Origin of the sequence: Rhizobium sp. NPDC092011, assembly GCF_044756305.1 — a bacterium.
Lineage (GTDB): Bacteria > Pseudomonadota > Alphaproteobacteria > Rhizobiales > Rhizobiaceae > Rhizobium.
In genome coordinates this window covers 1,191,581-1,207,672 of sequence record NZ_JBIVSO010000002.1, presented here as the reverse complement: position 1 = coordinate 1,207,672, position 16,092 = coordinate 1,191,581, and the positions used below count along the sequence as shown (strand labels likewise).

19 protein-coding genes and 1 tRNA gene are annotated in these 16,092 nt (G+C 57.8%); 13 read left to right on the top strand and 7 right to left on the bottom strand.

All coding sequences use genetic code 11. The features are described 5' to 3' along the window. The first annotated feature begins 2 nt into the window (after window positions 1–2). The gene (locus ACIQJ2_RS14235; protein ID WP_400673026.1) at window positions 3–515 is read left to right on the top strand and encodes a DUF934 domain-containing protein; all 513 of its coding nucleotides are present in this window, start codon (window positions 3–5) and stop codon (window positions 513–515) included. Window positions 516–721: 206 nt separating this feature from the next. After that, on the top strand, window positions 722–1,534 hold the full coding sequence (locus tag ACIQJ2_RS14230) for a ferredoxin--NADP reductase (RefSeq protein WP_199150225.1): 813 nt from the start codon (window positions 722–724) through the stop codon (window positions 1,532–1,534). Window positions 1,535–1,590: 56 nt separating this feature from the next. On the opposite strand, the gene ACIQJ2_RS14225 is transcribed toward ACIQJ2_RS14230, so the two are convergent. The 3 genes from ACIQJ2_RS14225 to ACIQJ2_RS14215 form a co-directional block, all read right to left on the bottom strand. Beyond that, a complete protein-coding gene (locus ACIQJ2_RS14225; protein ID WP_400673029.1) occupies window positions 1,591–2,205 on the bottom strand; it encodes a GntR family transcriptional regulator in 615 nt (204 codons plus the stop codon). 200 nt (window positions 2,206–2,405) lie between these two features. Continuing rightward, a complete protein-coding gene (locus ACIQJ2_RS14220) occupies window positions 2,406–2,597 on the bottom strand; it encodes a hypothetical protein (protein ID WP_199150227.1) in 192 nt (63 codons plus the stop codon). Between the two features lie 161 nt (window positions 2,598–2,758). Further along, window positions 2,759–3,016: a GlsB/YeaQ/YmgE family stress response membrane protein gene (locus tag ACIQJ2_RS14215; RefSeq protein WP_199087323.1), complete on the bottom strand. Its 258-nt coding sequence runs from the start codon at window positions 3,014–3,016 to the stop codon at window positions 2,759–2,761. 375 nt (window positions 3,017–3,391) lie between these two features. Here ACIQJ2_RS14215 and ACIQJ2_RS14210 point away from each other — a divergent pair. Continuing rightward, a tRNA-Lys gene (locus tag ACIQJ2_RS14210) sits at window positions 3,392–3,467 on the top strand. Between the two features lie 132 nt (window positions 3,468–3,599). Here the strand turns inward: ACIQJ2_RS14210 and ACIQJ2_RS14205 are convergent. After that, a complete protein-coding gene (locus ACIQJ2_RS14205; protein WP_400673034.1) occupies window positions 3,600–4,196 on the bottom strand; it encodes a hypothetical protein in 597 nt (198 codons plus the stop codon). 364 nt (window positions 4,197–4,560) lie between these two features. On the opposite strand from ACIQJ2_RS14205, the gene ACIQJ2_RS14200 reads away from it, so the two are divergent. The 3 genes from ACIQJ2_RS14200 to ACIQJ2_RS14190 all read left to right on the top strand — a co-directional run bounded on the left by ACIQJ2_RS14200 (window position 4,561) and on the right by ACIQJ2_RS14190 (window position 6,434). Next, entirely contained in the window at window positions 4,561–5,241 is a 681-nt protein-coding gene (locus ACIQJ2_RS14200; RefSeq protein WP_400673037.1) for a hypothetical protein, read from the top strand. Between the two features lie 466 nt (window positions 5,242–5,707). Then, window positions 5,708–5,908, top strand: a complete 201-nt coding sequence (locus tag ACIQJ2_RS14195; protein WP_400673040.1) for a hypothetical protein — start codon at window positions 5,708–5,710, stop codon at window positions 5,906–5,908. A gap of 157 nt (window positions 5,909–6,065) precedes the next feature. Beyond that, the gene (locus tag ACIQJ2_RS14190; protein ID WP_400673043.1) at window positions 6,066–6,434 is read left to right on the top strand and encodes a hypothetical protein; all 369 of its coding nucleotides are present in this window, start codon (window positions 6,066–6,068) and stop codon (window positions 6,432–6,434) included. Window positions 6,435–6,456: 22 nt separating this feature from the next. On the opposite strand, the gene ACIQJ2_RS14185 is transcribed toward ACIQJ2_RS14190, so the two are convergent. Both ACIQJ2_RS14185 and ACIQJ2_RS14180 read right to left on the bottom strand, forming a co-directional pair. Further along, window positions 6,457–6,672 carry a hypothetical protein gene (locus ACIQJ2_RS14185; RefSeq protein WP_400673046.1) on the bottom strand — a complete coding sequence of 72 codons (216 nt, stop codon included), beginning with the start codon at window positions 6,670–6,672 and terminating at the stop codon, window positions 6,457–6,459. Window positions 6,673–7,028: 356 nt separating this feature from the next. Beyond that, complete coding sequence (locus ACIQJ2_RS14180) at window positions 7,029–7,325, bottom strand: hypothetical protein (RefSeq protein WP_400673049.1); 297 nt, start codon at window positions 7,323–7,325, stop codon at window positions 7,029–7,031. A gap of 271 nt (window positions 7,326–7,596) precedes the next feature. Between ACIQJ2_RS14180 and ACIQJ2_RS14175 the strand changes: the two genes are divergently transcribed. Together ACIQJ2_RS14175 and ACIQJ2_RS14170 are read left to right on the top strand one after the other, a co-directional pair. Then, window positions 7,597–8,349: a cytochrome c biogenesis CcdA family protein gene (locus ACIQJ2_RS14175; protein WP_199150233.1), complete on the top strand. Its 753-nt coding sequence runs from the start codon at window positions 7,597–7,599 to the stop codon at window positions 8,347–8,349. A gap of 52 nt (window positions 8,350–8,401) precedes the next feature. Continuing rightward, window positions 8,402–9,364 (top strand): AEC family transporter, encoded by a 963-nt coding sequence (locus tag ACIQJ2_RS14170; RefSeq protein ID WP_400673053.1) that lies wholly within the window; start codon window positions 8,402–8,404, stop codon window positions 9,362–9,364. Here ACIQJ2_RS14170 and ACIQJ2_RS14165 read toward each other — a convergent pair. Further along, complete coding sequence (locus ACIQJ2_RS14165) at window positions 9,341–10,543, bottom strand: UbiH/UbiF family hydroxylase (protein ID WP_400673056.1); 1,203 nt, start codon at window positions 10,541–10,543, stop codon at window positions 9,341–9,343. The two genes, ACIQJ2_RS14170 and ACIQJ2_RS14165, sit on opposite strands and share 24 nt — an antisense overlap. A 213-nt stretch (window positions 10,544–10,756) precedes the next feature. On the opposite strand from ACIQJ2_RS14165, the gene pcsA reads away from it, so the two are divergent. From pcsA to ACIQJ2_RS14140, 5 genes are read left to right on the top strand one after another with little or no spacing between them, the layout of a single operon-like run. Beyond that, window positions 10,757–11,482 carry a phosphatidylcholine synthase gene (gene pcsA / locus ACIQJ2_RS14160; protein WP_199150236.1) on the top strand — a complete coding sequence of 242 codons (726 nt, stop codon included), beginning with the start codon at window positions 10,757–10,759 and terminating at the stop codon, window positions 11,480–11,482. 11 nt (window positions 11,483–11,493) lie between these two features. Next, window positions 11,494–12,477 carry a quinone oxidoreductase family protein gene (locus ACIQJ2_RS14155; RefSeq protein WP_400673060.1) on the top strand — a complete coding sequence of 328 codons (984 nt, stop codon included), beginning with the start codon at window positions 11,494–11,496 and terminating at the stop codon, window positions 12,475–12,477. 41 nt (window positions 12,478–12,518) lie between these two features. After that, on the top strand, window positions 12,519–14,093 hold the full coding sequence (locus tag ACIQJ2_RS14150; RefSeq protein ID WP_199150238.1) for an ABC transporter ATP-binding protein: 1,575 nt from the start codon (window positions 12,519–12,521) through the stop codon (window positions 14,091–14,093). Further along, complete coding sequence (locus ACIQJ2_RS14145) at window positions 14,083–15,168, top strand: ABC transporter permease (RefSeq protein ID WP_400673063.1); 1,086 nt, start codon at window positions 14,083–14,085, stop codon at window positions 15,166–15,168. Before ACIQJ2_RS14150 ends, ACIQJ2_RS14145 begins: the two co-directional genes overlap by 11 nt. Then, window positions 15,165–16,085 (top strand): ABC transporter permease, encoded by a 921-nt coding sequence (locus tag ACIQJ2_RS14140; RefSeq protein ID WP_400673066.1) that lies wholly within the window; start codon window positions 15,165–15,167, stop codon window positions 16,083–16,085. Before ACIQJ2_RS14145 ends, ACIQJ2_RS14140 begins: the two co-directional genes overlap by 4 nt. The last annotated feature ends 7 nt before the right edge of the window (window positions 16,086–16,092 follow it).

The window sequence follows — 16,092 nt, the reverse complement described above, 5'->3', positions numbered from 1 at the left end:
ATATGACGAAGATCTGGCGGGAAACCGGTTTTGTCGAAAACGATGGCTGGGTGATCGAAACGGACGAGGTGAAGGCGACGGAAGCGCAAAAGCCGTTGCTTGACCTCGATGCCCTGATCGCAAAAGCGGAAGACAGCAATGAACTTGGCCTTGGTGTGGTCATAAAGCCGGCAGACGATGTCACTAGACTTCAGCCTTACCTTGATCGCCTCGCGATCGTTGCCGTAGCGTTTCCGGCCTTCAACGATGGCCGTGCTTTCAGCCACGCTTCGCTGCTTCGCCAGCGTCTTGGTTATACGAGCGAGTTGCGGGCCGTCGGGGATGTGCTGATCGATCAGATTCCGTTGATGTTGCGTGTCGGCATCGACAGTTTCGCGGTCACCAATGAAACGGCATTGAAGCGGCTGTCGGAAAATCGGCTACCGGGCATTCCGCATTACTATCAGCCAACCGCGCGGCCTGCCGAAGCCGGGCAGGCCTATAGCTGGCGACGGCTACCGGCAAAATCGGCTTGACGTCGAAAGGCCGCTATTCACGCCCGTCGATAGATGTCGATATATAGTGTTGGCGATCTAGAATCTTGACTGAAATATACATATTTCAGTCCTGTGCCGCCGGCTGGAATGGAATGCCTTTCAAAACCGGCTATAGTGTAATATCAGCGTCGCGTAATGAGCCTGCCAGGGAAGACGTGCAAGATTAATACGGGATCCGAAACAGAATGAACGCCCCCGCAAAGACAGATGAGTTCGCTTCAGCAGTGCCAGCCGGCGTCTTCGCCGAGAAGGTGCTGAGCGTCACGCATTATACCGACCGGCTCTTTCGTTTTACCATGACCAGGCCGCAAGGTTTTCGCTTCCGCTCTGGCGAATTTGCGATGATCGGCCTCATGGTCGATGGCAAACCGCTTTATCGCGCCTATTCGATCGCAAGCCCCGCCTGGGCGGACGAACTCGAATTCTTTTCCATCAAGGTGCCGGACGGTCCGCTGACGTCGCACCTGCAGAATATCAAGCCCGGCGACGAAGTGCTGATGCGCAAGAAGCCCACGGGTACGCTGGTGCTCGATGCGCTGACCCCGGGCAGACGCCTCTATATGTTCTCGACCGGCACCGGAATCGCGCCCTTTGCGAGCCTGATCCGTGATCCCGAGACCTATGAGAAGTTCGAGGAAGTCATCCTTACGCATACGACGCGAGATGTCGCCGAGCTGAAATACGGTTTCGACCTGGTCGAGGAAATCCGCAACGATGAGCTGCTCAGCGAAGTCGTCGGCGATAAGCTGCGCCATTACGCAACCGTCACTCGGGAAGACTTCCCCTTCACCGGCCGCATTACCGATCTCATCGAAAACGGTAAGCTGTTCAGCGATCTCGGCGTCCCCGCCCTCGATATCGCCACCGACCGCGGCATGATCTGCGGCTCTTCGGCGATGCTGAAGGACACGAAGGATCTGCTCGAAAAGGCAGGCCTCACCGAAGGTGCGAACAGCAAGCCGGCCGAATTCGTCATCGAGCGTGCCTTCGTCGGCTGAAACGAACGACCGAAATAAGCAAATAGCAGGCGGTTTCAGCGATGAAGCCGCCTTTTTCACAGGCCGCTCAATTGGTCGATCAGCGCCGTCATGGCCGTGGCCGCCTTTTCTGCATCGCCGTCACGGATAGCCTCTATAGCTTGAACATGCATCGTTATTGCATGATCCATCCGGCCGCGTGCTTCCGTTGAGTACCACAGCCGGCGGGCATGGGTTTGCACCGGCGCGAGGGCCGACGTGATGAAGTTGTTGGGGCAGGACTCTTCCAGAATTTCGTCAAACGTCTTGTCGGCAGCGAAGAAGCCGGTGAGATCGCCGGTCACGGCGCAGTCAGCCATCCGGTGTGCGCAGAGCTGCAACTGGTGGCGCTGCTGCTCATCGGCGTGAACGGCAGCAAGCGCCGCCGCGAGCGGCTCCAGTTCGCGCCTGACCTGAATGACATGTCGATGATCGTCGGACCTAATCTCCGCGATCTGCAAACCGACGCGGGGACGCACATGGATCAATCCCTGCCATGCAAGCTTCTGAATTGCCTCGCGCACGGGCGTGCGCCCTTGGCCGGCCATCTCGATCAGCTGCTTTTCTGTCACGAGTGCCCCGGGCTCGAGGACAAGCGTCACGATATGATGTTCGAGCGCCAGATAGGCGAGATGGCTAAGCGAATCTTGCATGCAGTAAGTCCAAGCGAGCCGATATGGCAGACAGTGTCACCTCGTGCTGCCGAAGGCAATCGATGGTGATATATCAAAATGAACCTATGACGCGCGTGATCTTGCAGTCCACCGCAGCCAGAGATGGCGGCGGATAGGCGCAGCCGCCATCTGCCACTATTCTTGCCTGCGGTTTCACTTTGGGATCGAAGTCCGGCACCTTAGGAGAGATACGGCGACTTCCGTTTGGCGGCCATCAACAGGTCGAGCTCGGTTGCCGAAGGGCCGAACTTATAGAACAGACGTTTGGCTTCGTCGTCGTCGAGGCGGTATTTCCGCGCAAATTCAGTGATGCTGTAGGGGCGACCACGAACGACCTTGCGCACTGGTATCCGATTGGTGTTTTCCGTCATCTTCCAACCTCCTTTTCGGCTCCACTGTTGTAGATAGGGCCGGGGACGGGCTTGGAAAGGCCTATGACGTGCACGCATCCGACGACTGCAACAAAAAAGGGAAGACGATCCCGTCTTCCCTTCTCCTCATCCCAAAGATGCGGTCTTGCCCCGATGCGCCGCTATCTCCTGATCAAGCGCCCGATAAAGATCAGGATGCAGGCACCGATGAAGCCCGTAATCAGGTAGTTCAGCCATGCATGGAAGGGCAGCGCAATATGGAGTGCGCCAAACAGCCAGCTGGCGACGAGCGCGCCAACGATGCCGAGGATGATGTTCATGACAATGCCCGTATTGCTCTTCATGATCATCTCGGCGAACCAGCCTGCCAAGCCGCCAATGATAATTGCTGCAATCCAACCGACGTGTGCGTCTTCCATAAAAGAACCTCCTGAGGACCCGACGGGTTGTTAACAATAACTGATATACACCAAAAACGATTCGCACCCCAAATCATTGCGGGGCGAACGGACCAATCCCTTGATTGCAACCCTTACTATTGAGGGAAATTGTAACGATTATTCCGGCCACGCGAAGCTGCGTCGCCATTACCTGCGGTTTTCCCCATAGATTCCAGCTTCACGCTGATGCCTGCTATGCCGCCGATTTCGAGGCAAACACCATGATTTCGTCGTCTGGAGATGAGGAAAAGCATCTTGAAGCCACCAAAACCGCAATTTTATGGGTTGACCGCAATGGGGCGCCTGCATATGTTCCGCGCACTTCCAGCCGGGGCGGAAACGTCCGCGGAAAGGGAGAGCGTAGCTCAGCTGGTAGAGCAACTGACTTTTAATCAGTAGGTCATGGGTTCGAGCCCCATCGCTCTCACCATCGGAAGATGTTGTTTTCAAAACAAAAACATCCTCACCATTTCACTTGGGTTTCGAACGCGTTTTGCAGTAACCCGATCATGATTTGCAAAATTCCGTTTGCACCCATTATCGCGCTCTCTTTCCTGGGGCATCATGGCGCGCGTTCCCGATACCAGTTCTCAAATCCGGCAATGGTGTCGATGCCGTTGTCCATGACGGCTTCGTACACGAGCGCGCTGGGAATCGACGCGCCATTTTGCGGAGATTCAGCCAAGACAGTCTTGATTCGCAGGATGGTTTCCCGGTCTCCATCGGTCAGACGCGGCATCAGCGTTTTCAGATGGGCGATGTCAGGCTGCCGCCCCGGCTGGTCGACCAGCCAGATGTCGATGGTCCACATTGTTTGATCCGGCGCCTGAACGGACAGCCACAGATAAAGCCCGTCCGGGTATTTTTCCGGTTCTCTATTCCATTGACGGCAATCGTTGCGGAAGCGTACGGCAACCACCTGTTCCGTCATCCTCATGAAGCACGTACCGAGCGCGGTAAACGCGTCCAGTGCATCGGCATCGAGCTTGTCGCAAATGACGGTGATGTCGATATCACGCCGAACCATCAGCCCCATGGCGGAGCTTCCGACACGGACAGGCTGTCCAAGAGCGGAAAGACGTTCATTGAGCTGCAGCATCCGAACGACCTGGTCGGCCTGTGCTTGCAGTTCTCTCTGGATTTCAAGCAGGTCCGACATTCCGTTTCTCCTTGGGTACAGGTAAGCCTATGCGATTCCCACATTGCGGCGAACCGAGGCTGGGCTTTAGCTTGAAGAGCTGAAACCTGCAGCTGGCAATATTTGATAACAAAGCGCAGAGGGGCTGAAACGACGACACCGGAGCGCAAAGCACTCTCGGGAAAAGTGTAGGGCGGCTTTTCCTCCCAAATGCCTCAAGGCCCAAGGATGAGCATATCCGCAGTTTAAGGGAATTCGCAAACTCTTCAATTCAGGCAGGTATCGCTGCAAAGTCTGGCTTGATGGAGCGACGTGCGGCAAGTTTCGCTTTCAATCATAGCGAGAGTAAGTATACTAACGGTCAGGAAAATGAACAATCTTGTGATTGCTCGATGGTGTCCCGGAGGAGTATAGACTGACCACATGGCGGTTGGTTTGGCGCGCAATTCGTGTCGTCGCTTCTGGCGCCTGCTGTGACTGGATAGGCATGTTTGGATGCCAAGTCGAATTTGGCATGTGCTGGACGTGGCAGGCTGATCATAGGCCAGTTGCCGCCGGCACGGCGATTGATAAAGACGATGGACGCATGATGGAATTCTTGGCTGAGCTGTCTTCGTGGGAAATCTATGCGATCGTTTGCGGTTTGCTCGGGGCTGCGGGCGTCTTGCTGGGTGCTCTCGTCAGGAGGAAGTTCGCCGTTGCATCGAGCCTGTTGCCTCTGCTCGCGATCGCGATGACGACACCTGTGACTGAACGTCTGGTGATCCCTTATCTCACCCAACGCTATCCGGTTGTCTTTGCCAACAAGGATCTGCCGAAGAAAATCGACCAGCAAATCACGCTGAAAAAGATAGACCTTACGGACCGTATCTACAGCTACTTCTATGATCTGGATCTCGACGACGACTGGTTCGACGCACCTCTCGTCAAGTCGGCTCAAATCTCTGATTTGTGTAACTTTTTGCTGCCGAAATTCGATTCCGGCGAAGCCTCCTTGGCCAATTACATCTACCAGTTCAAGGGGAAGGACTATTCCTTCTCCGTCGATAGCTCCGATTGCTCGTAGCGGCCCCTCTGCTCAGCCCCGAGCGAAAATTTGAAGCCGCCAGCCCTGCGCCGCATGAAAGCCGCGTCTGGCCCGTGTTGTGTGCCCTCGCAAGATCACGGTCGGTTCCCGTGCCCGTTACGGCAATTGCCATTCAAGGAGCTGAAGAGTGCGTCCGGCGAAGGGTGTCAGATCCCTTGCGCCGGACGCTGCGGTAACGGCGCGGAGGCGACCGTTGCCGCCGTCTCCGTCGCAGTGCGGGCGCCGGTGACGGGGGTGGACGTTCCAGAACAATCGATCCCGGTTCATTCCTAGCGGCTTATACGGAGCCCGCTGCCGGATAGTTTCAGCGCCTCTCAAATATTTTTACGGACGCTTCCATTTTCCAGCGTTTGCGATCGAAGCCCGCGATACAGGCGCTCAGCCTATTGAGGAACCTAATTGTGCGACCGGTGTTTCTCCTGCGAACAAGAGGAGAAACAAATCGATGCGCGATCAAGCTAACGACCCAAATCACGGAACGGAAGGCAAACAGGCGCTTGCCAAGATACAACACAGCAAAGCTCGCGGGCCGACGAAGCCGGAAGCCGAAGACGAGGGAAGTGCTATCGTCGCCGACCCGCGCAACAGGCTTGCGGATGGCCAGGTCGATCAGTCGACGAAAGAGCTGAAGCCGAGCCGCAAATGATCTGACGCGAAGAATTTGTGTACGTCTGGCTGCGATTGTCGTCTTCGATGAAGCGCATGCCGGAAGGTTCGCGTAATCGAAAGGCAGACCAACGATGGTCTATTGACCACTCTCGTCTCGCGTGCATATTTCCCCTGTCTTAAGGGGGGAATATCTCGTGAAAAACATAGGGTTCGTCGTTGTTGCCACTTCAGCGCTATCTCTTGCTTCCTGCGCGATGACCGTGCCGGTTGCCGTGATTTCCGGCAAGGGCGATGTCATGAAGGGAACGTCGACGGCGGCAATGTCCGGTGGCAGCTTTCAGGTGGCGGGCAAGTTGAAGGGCAAGTCGGTCAAGTGTTCCGGCACATATGATCCCTTCGACACCTCAGTGACGATTTCCATGCCGGTCCGCTGCTCCGATGGCCGGAAGGGTTTTGTGATCGCGACGCGGCAGGCCAATGGTATGGACGGTTCGGGTCGCGTTCGGCTGACGGATGGCACGGAAGCCGATTTCGTCTTCGGCCGTGCAGCCGCTGAGTTCTAATCTGGATCGCAGCAATCGCGACTCATGAATGCAGTGATCCGCAGGACGACCGTGTCTCCTCGTCATCATTGGCGGTAACCGCCATGATCGCGAGAAGCACGTAATCGCGTTTCCAACCCGATTTCAACGCGGCGGTGAGCAGGCTTTCGATGGACGGCTCAAGTGCGAAAAGACACGCCGCCAGATATTTCGCGTGCGAAGTCTCTTCGGCAGGAGGAGGGTTAATGGCCGGTTTCAAATCGTTGCTCCGTTCACTGATTCAATCGAACGAGAGCCAATTGTAGTTTTTGCAGGTTTCCTGGGTTTTTCCCCTTTGTTGCGAAACGTTGCTTGCGCTCGCTAGGAGTTCGGAGGTGCTGCAAACCCATGACGAGGGAAGGTTTAGGCTTGCCCGCGATATCGGCGCACGGTGCGACAAAGCATATCGCTGGAGAGATGGGGAAACTAAATGCGTGCTTGTTTTATTAAAGAGATTTCAATGATAAGCGCCGAGTTTTTTAAGTAAAATATTCGATAGGAAGTTTGGGATTGTGCCCAGCTTTGCCGCCGTTGCGGCGACAAAGCTGAGCCTTGATTGAGGCGAAGCTTACGAGATTACGCCTTGCCACCGGCCTTTTTGCAGTCGCTGCGGAACTTGGCGCGAGCTTTCCCGTGCAGACCCTTGGCGTCAGCCTGAGCCGAACATGCCTTGGAAACGGCGGTCTGAGCCGGCTTCATAGCCTTCGGCTTCATCGTGGTCGCTGCCTTAGGCATGGTCGTCGCCGCGGGAGCTGTTGTCGTTGCGCTGGGTGTCGTCGTCGTAGTGCTGGGCGCTGTTGCCGTTTGCGCCATGGCGCTAACGCTGAAAAGCGCAGTAAAGGTTGCAGCCGTAAACATAGTAACGAATCGCATGGGGGGACTTCCTCCGCTAACTAGTTGGGTTAATGCACGTTGTTGGACGAACGACCGCAGCTTGAACCAATATTTTAGCAAATGCAATTCGTTCGTTGGTATGCCTCCCGATGATGGGACAGGCCCAGAAATGCCGGGTTTTCGCATAGGTTGGCGCTTCTTAATTCCGTCAACTTTAAGGCAGTACGACCGCTCCCACTCGAAAAGGTGATTGGCTTTACGCTGGTCGCAACGCTAGGAAAAGGGCGAAATGACATAGCCGGAGTTCATCGTGTCGCTTGCCGATATTTCGATTGTTAGTGCCCTGATCGCCGGAGCGCTTTCGTTCCTGTCGCCCTGCGTATTGCCGCTCGTGCCGCCTTATCTCTGCTACATGGCCGGGATCTCCGTCGAGCAGTTTCGTGGCGGCGGAACGACCGTCGCAGCAGGGCCAAGCGTTCGTGGCAACGTGTTGATGTCGGCGCTATTCTTTACGTTGGGATTTGCCACCGTATTTGTCGCCCTCGGCGCCGGTGCTTCGTCGATCGGCCTGCTGTTGCGCCAGCATCTCGATATCCTTTCGAAGATCGGTGGTCTGATCATCGTGATCATGGGGTTGAATTTCCTCGGTGTTTTCCGCATCGGTCTCTTCGCTCGCGAAGCGCGCTTCCAGGGCAATGGAAAACCGGCGACCTTGACAGGCGCCTATATCATGGGGCTTGCCTTCGCCTTTGGCTGGACGCCCTGCATCGGCCCGGTTCTCGGGGCGATCCTCGGCATCGCCGCTTCTCGCGAAACGGTCGGCGCAGGCGCGGGCCTGCTTGCGGTCTATTCTCTCGGACTTGCCATTCCATTCTGGATCGCGGCAGGCTTTTCCGGCGCTTTCATGCGCTTTCTATCCCGCTTCCGCCGCCATCTCGGCACGGTCGAGAAGGTGATGGGCGGGCTTCTCGTGCTGACCGGCCTTGCGTTCATCTTCGGCTATGTCAGCGACATGGCGATCTGGTTCCAGCAGACCTTTCCAATCCTGATGAAAATCGGCTAAGCCGGGCGATATCTTTCGCCCCCAATTTTCCCGGCAAGATGGAACAAGTCCGATGGCTGAGATTGTCGGTCTGCTGCTGCCGTTCTTCGGCCTGATCCTGATCGGCTATATCGCCGCGCGCGTCACCAGGCAGCCGGCTGACGCGCTCGGCTGGCTCAACACCTTCATCATCTATGCGGCCCTGCCGGCTTTGTTCTTCAAGCTCGTTTCGCAGACGCCGATCGAGCAGCTGACGCGGGTCGATTTCATCGCCGCGGATATCGCCGCGACATATTCGATCTTTCTCCTGCTGTTTCTGATTGGACGCTTCCTGCGGCGCAATTCGCTCGCCGACAGCACGATCCAGGCTTTTGCTGGCGCCTATGGCAATATCGGCTACATGGGGCCGGGGCTCGCACTTCTGGCGTTGGGCGAAAAGGCAGCCGTTCCCGTCGCGCTGATTGTCTGCTTTGAAAATGCGCTGCATTTCATGGTGGCGCCAGCGCTGATGGCGCTGGAAGAGGGAGACAAGCGTTCCCGCTGGCGCCTCGCCGGCGAGATTGCCCGAAAGGTCTTGCTGCACCCTTTCATTCTATCGACTGCGCTCGGCTTCGTCGTCGCGGCGCTTTCGCTCCGGCAGCCGATCGCATTCGAGCGATTCGTCAACTATCTTGCCCAAGCGGCTGCCCCCTGCGCGCTGTTTGCCATGGGTGTAACGCTTGCCTTGCGTCCCTTGAAGCGGGTGCCAGTCGAGATCGGCTACATCGTGCCAGCAAAGCTTATCCTGCATCCACTCGTCGTTTATGTGGTCTTGCAGGCGGTGGGCGGCTTCGATCCGATATGGATCGAGGCGGCGATGCTGCTGGCGGCACTGCCGACGGCGACGAACGTTTTTGTCATCGGCCAGCAATATGGTGTCTGGCAGGAGCGTGCCTCCGCCACGATCCTTATCACCACGGCGTTTTCCGTGGCGACGGTTTCGCTGGTGCTGTACCTGATAAAATCGGGTGTCCTACCGACGCAGCTTTTCCCGTAACTTCGAGGAAAAATTGCCCAGGGCACCACCGGGTTCGATGCCTTCGCGCATGACCAGGTTGCGTAGGGGAGCGAGCGCGGAAAGCACATGCAGTCCGGCGGCGCGCAACATCTGCACCGGCAGGAAATCGGAAAGAAGCGAGCGATTGAGGAGATCGACGCTCGTCGTGCGGCTGATGACGTCGGCGCGGCGCCGGCGGTCGAAAATGTCGCCGGCCGAGGCCGGGATCGGCTGATCCGGACGACTGCAAAGGATGTCCGACAACGCCAATATATCGCGCAGACTGAGATTGAGCCCCTGTGCACCGATCGGCGGAAAGACATGGGCGGCTTCGCCGATCAGCGCGGCGCGGCCCTTGCCGAATCGATGAGCCGTCATGCCGGAGAGCGGCCATACCTGAACATTATCTTCGATCGTCACCTGGCCGAGCATCGATTGCATGCGTTCCTCGACCAGCCTGCCAAGTTCTTCCAGTGATTTATCGGCATTGGTTGCTGCTTCCGCCGGCTTCTGCACCCAGACCAGGCTGGAGCGGCTGCCGGGCAGGGGCACTTGGGTGAAGGGACCGCTCTCGGTGTGGAATTCCGTCGATGTGTTCTGATGCGGCAAGGAATGCGCGAAGTTCAGAACCATGGCCGATTGCGGATAGGACCAGCCCTTGACCTTGATGCCCAAGGTTTCCCGGACCATCGAGTTGCGCCCATCGCTGCCGACGACGAAGGCGGCTTCGATAGCTTGACCACTATCGAGGGCAATCGTCACGCCGTCGTCGCGGAAAGTAATTTCGGAGGCGGTAGCTTCGATGTGGGCGATGTTGCCCTCCGCTTCGATGGCCCTGCCGAGGGTGTCGAGCAGCACTGCGTTCGGAATGTTGTAGCCAAAAGCTTCCAGCCCGATCTCGGACGAACGGAACGAGACGGTGGGTGCCCGCAACAGCCTGGATGTGCCGTCGATGATCCGCATTGTGGTCAGCGCTGCCGTCGAAGGCGCAATCTTGTCCCACAGTGTCAGGCGCTCAAGAAAGCGGATCGATTGGTCCATCAGCGCCGTCGTCCGCTTGTCGGCTTTGTTGTGCGGCGCAGCCACCAGCGCAACGGATCGTCCGCCGCGCGCCAGCGCAAAGGCGGCGATCATGCCGGCCAGGCCACCGCCGATGACGGCCACTTCAATCTGCTTCATTTTCGATGCCTCAATTGCCTACAATTCTGAAAATAGACACTTAGCCTGTTGAAATCCATGGGATGAAACATCGCAGCGGGTGAAAATGACAGGAAGTCGCGCTAGCGTGCAGCGATGAACGCTTTTGCGCTGGCGGTATAGACCAAAGGATGCATATTAGCAGGAAAAACCGCTTGCCGGGGCAGGCGCATAAACCGACGAATCGTGGGGCGGATGAAAATCTTCAATTACAAGCGGGTGCCTTACGCGGAGATGCGTGCATTCTCCGTTCATATCCTGACGGCATCCGGGTCTTTTCTCGCCTTTCTCGGTGTGGTCGCTGCCTCAGAGCACCGCTTCGTCGATATGTTCTGGTGGCTGGGTCTCGCGCTGCTGGTCGACGGCATCGACGGGCCGATCGCCCGCAAGGTCCGGGTCAAGGAAGTACTTCCGAACTGGTCCGGCGACACGCTGGACAATATCATCGATTATGTGACCTACGTGCTGCTTCCGGCCTTCGCGCTCTATGAAAGCGGCATGATCGGCGAACCCTTGTCGTTTGTCGCAGCCGGCATGATCGTGGTTTCCAGTGCCATCTATTACGCTGACATGGGCATGAAGACCGAGGAGTATTTCTTTTCCGGATTCCCGGTCGTTTGGAACATGGTGATATTCACGCTGTTCGTTATCGACGCCAGCGCGACGACCGCCATGGTTCTCGTCGGCGTTTCCGTCGTCCTGACCTTCCTGCCGATCAATTTCCTGCATCCAGTCCGCGTTAAGCGCCTGCGGCCGCTCAATCTCGGCATATTCCTGTTCTGGTCGGCGCTGGGCATCTACTCGCTGCTGATGAATTTCGTCATGCCGCAATGGGCTGTTGTCCTCTTCATCATCAGCGGTATCTATCTCTATTGCATCGGCGCCGTGCTGCAGTTTTTCCCGTCCCTCGGACGCCAGTAGGATTGCTCGTCATGAAGAAGACCAAGGTCATTCGCATCCACGAAAACGGCGGTCCCGAGGTCATGAAGTTGGAGGAGGTGGATCTGCCGCCTCCGGGCGCTGGCGAAGTGCAGATCCGACATGCGGCGATCGGTCTGAATTTCATCGACGTGTATTTCCGCTCGGGTCTCTATAAGGCGCCGCAATTCCCGCTGTCGCTCGGCAAGGAGGCCGCGGGAACGATTACAGAGATAGGACCTGGCGTTTCCGATTTCGCTGTCGGGGATCGCGTCGCTTATGTCGGCAGCGACGGTGCCTATAGCGTCGAGCGCAATATCGAAATCCGTCATCTGGTCAAAGTACCCGACGACATCTCGCTTGAAACGGCGGCATCGATGATGCTGAAGGGGATGACGGCAGAATATCTGTTGAACCGCACCTTCAAGGTCGGCCCCGGAACGACGTTGCTCTTTCACGCAGCCGCCGGTGGTGTTGGCCTGATTGCGGGGCAATGGGCCAAGGCGCTCGGCGCCGAGACCGTCATCGGCACTGCTGGATCCGCAGAAAAGGTCGAACTGGCGCTGGCGCACGGCTACGACCACGTCATCGATTATAGCCGGGAAAATTTCGCCGATCGCGTTCGGGAAATCACCGGCGGCAAGGGCGTCGATGTGGTCTACGATTCGGTCGGCAAGGACACGTTTCCGCATTCGCTCGACTGCCTGAAGCCGCGCGGCATGTGGGTGACTTTCGGCCAGTCCTCCGGCCCCATCGAGAATTTCAACCTCGCTATCCTCAATCAGAAAGGCTCTCTTTTCACGACACGCCCAAGCCTTTTCGCTTATGTCGGTACGCCTGAGGAGTTGAGAGCCAGTGCAGGGGCATTATTTGCTGTTGTGCAAAGCAATAAAGTGCGTATCAATATTCATCAGACTTATCCGTTGAGCGATGCAGGGCGCGCGCATGCGGATCTGGAAGCCAGAAAAACGAGTGGAACTACACTACTGATCCCATAGATCCGTAAAGGGCAGGACGGTGGGAAGGAAATGAGGGGAACGTGTCGTCATCCGATGTACCGGCAAACGGTGCACTATTGTCGGTTCGCAAGCTGACGAAGCTATTCGGTAGTTTTGCCGCCTGCAACGAAATCGATCTTGAAATTCAACCGGGCGAAATTCACGCGCTGCTTGGCGAAAACGGCGCCGGTAAATCCACGCTCGTGAAGATGCTGTTCGGCGTGCTGGAGCCGACGCAGGGTGAAATCGTGTGGCAGGGAAAACCTGCTGCGATCGACTCGCCTGGCACGGCGCGCAAGCTCGGCATCGGCATGGTCTTCCAGCATTTCTCGCTTTTCGAAGCGTTGACTGTTGCTGAAAATATCGCTCTGTCGCTCGACGGCAAGATCCCGATAGCAAAGATATCGGAAGAGGCCGCAAGACTGTCGCGCGCCTATGGCCTGCCTCTCGATCCGAATGCCCATGTTGCCGATCTTTCGGTCGGCGAGCGCCAGCGTATCGAGATCGTCCGTGCGCTGCTGCAGAACCCCAAGCTTATCATTCTGGACGAGCCGACTTCCGTGCTGACGCCACAGGAGGCCGACCGGATGTTCGAGACCTTGTTCCAGTTGCGGGACGAGGGGCGTTCGGTGCTTTACATCAGTCACCGCCTCGAGGAGGTGCAACGCATCTGTTCGCGCGCCACCGTGCTCCGCCACGGCAAGGTGACCGGCGCCTGTGACCCGCGCCAGGAAACCACGGGCTCTCTAGCTCGCATGATGGTGGGCAGCGACGTTGCCAGTGTCAAACATGAGGGGCTCGGCAACGCGGGCGATATCCAGCTGGAAGTTGCGGGCCTGTCGGCGCCGGCACGCACCCCCTTTGCCATGTCGCTGAAGGATGTTTCGCTGCGCGTTCGCGCCGGTGAAGTCCTTGCGATCGCCGGGGTTGCAGGTAACGGGCAGGGCGAGTTGTTCGACGTCATTTCCGGTGAGTACACCGTTCCATCGGACAATCTGATCCATGTGCGCGGCAAGCCGGTTGGCACGAAGGGCATCAATGCGCGTCGGTTGCTTGGCGCCGGCTTCGTGCCGGAAGAACGCCATGGCCACGCCGCCGTTTCGGCAATGAAGCTCTCGGACAATCTCGTGCTTGCCCGCAATCAATCGGATCGCAAGACCTTTCTGGGTGGCGGCTTCCTGAACATCATCCGTCACGGCACCGTCAAACAGGCGGCCAAGCGGATCTGTCAGGCGATGGATGTGCGCAAGAGCGGTGAGGATCCCGCAGCTGGCGCACTTTCCGGCGGCAACCTGCAGAAGTTCATCGTCGGCCGAGAACTGGACCGGCAGCCGAGCGTGCTGGTCGTCAACCAGCCAACCTGGGGCGTGGACGCGGGTGCCGCCAGCCGCATTCGCCAGGCTCTGGTCGATCTCGCCCGTGACGGCTCTGCTGTACTTGTCATCAGCCAGGATCTTGACGAGATTTTCGAAGTCGCGACCGATATCGCCGTCATTTCGGAGGGCCGTCTGTCGCCATCCTATCCCGCCGGCGAGCTTACGCGCGAAAAGATCGGCCTGCTGATGGGTGGCCTGCATGAATCCAAGACCCATTCGGAGCCCGCGCATGCGCATTGAACTTGAAAAGCGCCCGCAGGTTTCGAAACTGTTCGGCATCCTGTCGCCCTTGCTGGCCCTTGCCTTGGCGTTGATTGCCGGCACGATCATGTTTGCGGTCATGGGCAAAGACCCGGTGGAGGCGCTGAACGCCTTCTTCGTCGAGCCGTTGCTCGAGGTCTGGTCGCTGCACGAACTGGCGATCAAGGCCGGACCGCTGATCCTGATCGCCGTCGGTCTCTGTGTCTGCTACCGTTCCAACAACTGGAACATCGGTGCGGAAGGCCAGTTCACGATGGGGGCCGTTGCCGGCTCCTTCATCCCGATCATCTTCACCGATTGGCATTCGCCGATGGTGCTGCCGCTGATGCTGGTTGCCGGCGCCATCGGCGGCGCGCTCTATGCCGCCGTTCCGGCCTTGCTGAAGGCGCATTTCAATACCAACGAGATCCTGACGAGCCTGATGTTGGTCTATATCGCGCAGCTTTTCCTGGACTGGCTGTCACGCGGGCCTTGGCGCGATCCGCAAGGGCACAACTTTCCACAGAGCATCGATTTTCCGCCGGAAGCGGTGCTGCCGGCCATATGGGAAGATTCCGGTCGTGCTCATTGGGGTATCGTCTTTGCAATCGTCGCAGCGATCCTGACGTGGTTCCTGATGAAGTACACGTTGAAAGGCTTCGAGATATCAGTTCTCGGGCAATCGGCGCGGGCAGGGCGGTTCGCCGGCTTTTCCTCGCGCAAGATGGTCTGGTTCGCCTTTCTCTTCTCCGGTGCGCTGGCAGGTCTTGCCGGGATATCGGAAGTTTCCGGCTCGATCGGCCATCTGCAGCCGGCGATTTCGCCGGGTTATGGCTTCACAGCCATCATCGTCGCCTTCCTCGCACGCCTCAACCCGGTCGGAGCGATTCTCTCCGGCCTGGTGTTGGCACTGACCTATCTCGGTGGCGAAGCGGCCCAGCTGTCGCCAGGCATTTCCGCCAAGGCGGCCAGCGTCTTCCAGGGGCTTTTGTTGTTTTTCGTGCTCTCCTGCGACACGTTGATCTACTACAAGATCCGCCTGGTCTGGTCGCGGGTTCGGGGAGGTGCGGCATGAGCGTCTTTGAAGCAATCCTTCTGACCATCATCACGGCATCGACTCCTCTCGTCATCGCCGGTCTTGGCGAATTGGTCGTGGAGCGGTCCGGCGTGCTCAATCTCGGCGTCGAAGGCATGATGATTATCGGGGCCGTTGCCGCGTTCGTCGGTGCGCAGATGAGCGGATCGCCCTATGTCGGCCTCGTAACAGGCATCGCTGCGGGCGCATTGTTTTCGCTGCTATTCGGCTTCCTGACATTGACGCTGGTCACCAATCAGGTTGCGACAGGCCTGGCGCTCACCATCCTCGGCCTTGGACTTTCCGGCATGATCGGTGAGGGCTATGTGAGTGTGCCCGGCGTGCAGTTGCGGGAGATCGTTTTCCCGTTCCTGTCTCAGATCCCGTTCCTTGGCCCGGTGCTATTCAAGCAGGACCTGACTTTCTATCTCTCCATCGCGCTGCTCATCGGCGTCAACTGGTTCCTGTTTCGCAGCCGTGCGGGCCTTAAGCTCCGCGCTGTGGGCGACAATCATGGCTCGGCACATGCGCTCGGTATCGACGTTATCCGCACGCGCTATCTGGCCGTCATGTTCGGCGGCGCCTGCGCGGGCCTTGCCGGGGCACAGTTGTCGCTGGTCTACACGCCGCAATGGGTGGAGAACATGTCTGCCGGTCGCGGCTGGGTGACGCTGGCTCTCGTCGTCTTTGCATCCTGGCGGCCGATGCGCGTCATGGCCGGCGGCTATCTGTTCGGCGCCGTGACGATCCTGCAGTTCCATGCGCAGGGTTTTGGCGTCGGTATTCCTTCGCAATTCCTGTCGATGCTACCTTACGCTGCAACTATTGTGGTTCTCGTCATTATCTCACAAAATCGCCGCGCGACCCTGATCAACACACCAGCCTCGCTCGGTAAAGCCTTCGTTCCGGAACGGTAGTGACATT

Coding starts and splice junctions, on each gene's coding strand:
- ACIQJ2_RS14235 (WP_400673026.1), top strand. CDS start 3: ATGACGAAGATCTGGCGGGAAACCGGTTTTGTCGAAAACGATGGCTGG.
- ACIQJ2_RS14165 (WP_400673056.1), bottom strand. CDS start 10,543: ATGAAGCAGATTGAAGTGGCCGTCATCGGCGGTGGCCTGGCCGGCATG.
- ACIQJ2_RS14195 (WP_400673040.1), top strand. CDS start 5,708: ATGCGCGATCAAGCTAACGACCCAAATCACGGAACGGAAGGCAAACAG.
- ACIQJ2_RS14180 (WP_400673049.1), bottom strand. CDS start 7,325: ATGCGATTCGTTACTATGTTTACGGCTGCAACCTTTACTGCGCTTTTC.
- ACIQJ2_RS14205 (WP_400673034.1), bottom strand. CDS start 4,196: ATGTCGGACCTGCTTGAAATCCAGAGAGAACTGCAAGCACAGGCCGAC.
- ACIQJ2_RS14155 (WP_400673060.1), top strand. CDS start 11,494: ATGAAGAAGACCAAGGTCATTCGCATCCACGAAAACGGCGGTCCCGAG.
- ACIQJ2_RS14230 (WP_199150225.1), top strand. CDS start 722: ATGAACGCCCCCGCAAAGACAGATGAGTTCGCTTCAGCAGTGCCAGCC.
- ACIQJ2_RS14225 (WP_400673029.1), bottom strand. CDS start 2,205: ATGCAAGATTCGCTTAGCCATCTCGCCTATCTGGCGCTCGAACATCAT.
- pcsA (WP_199150236.1), top strand. CDS start 10,757: ATGAAAATCTTCAATTACAAGCGGGTGCCTTACGCGGAGATGCGTGCA.
- ACIQJ2_RS14220 (WP_199150227.1), bottom strand. CDS start 2,597: ATGACGGAAAACACCAATCGGATACCAGTGCGCAAGGTCGTTCGTGGT.
- ACIQJ2_RS14140 (WP_400673066.1), top strand. CDS start 15,165: ATGAGCGTCTTTGAAGCAATCCTTCTGACCATCATCACGGCATCGACT.
- ACIQJ2_RS14215 (WP_199087323.1), bottom strand. CDS start 3,016: ATGGAAGACGCACACGTCGGTTGGATTGCAGCAATTATCATTGGCGGC.
- ACIQJ2_RS14145 (WP_400673063.1), top strand. CDS start 14,083: ATGCGCATTGAACTTGAAAAGCGCCCGCAGGTTTCGAAACTGTTCGGC.
- ACIQJ2_RS14170 (WP_400673053.1), top strand. CDS start 8,402: ATGGCTGAGATTGTCGGTCTGCTGCTGCCGTTCTTCGGCCTGATCCTG.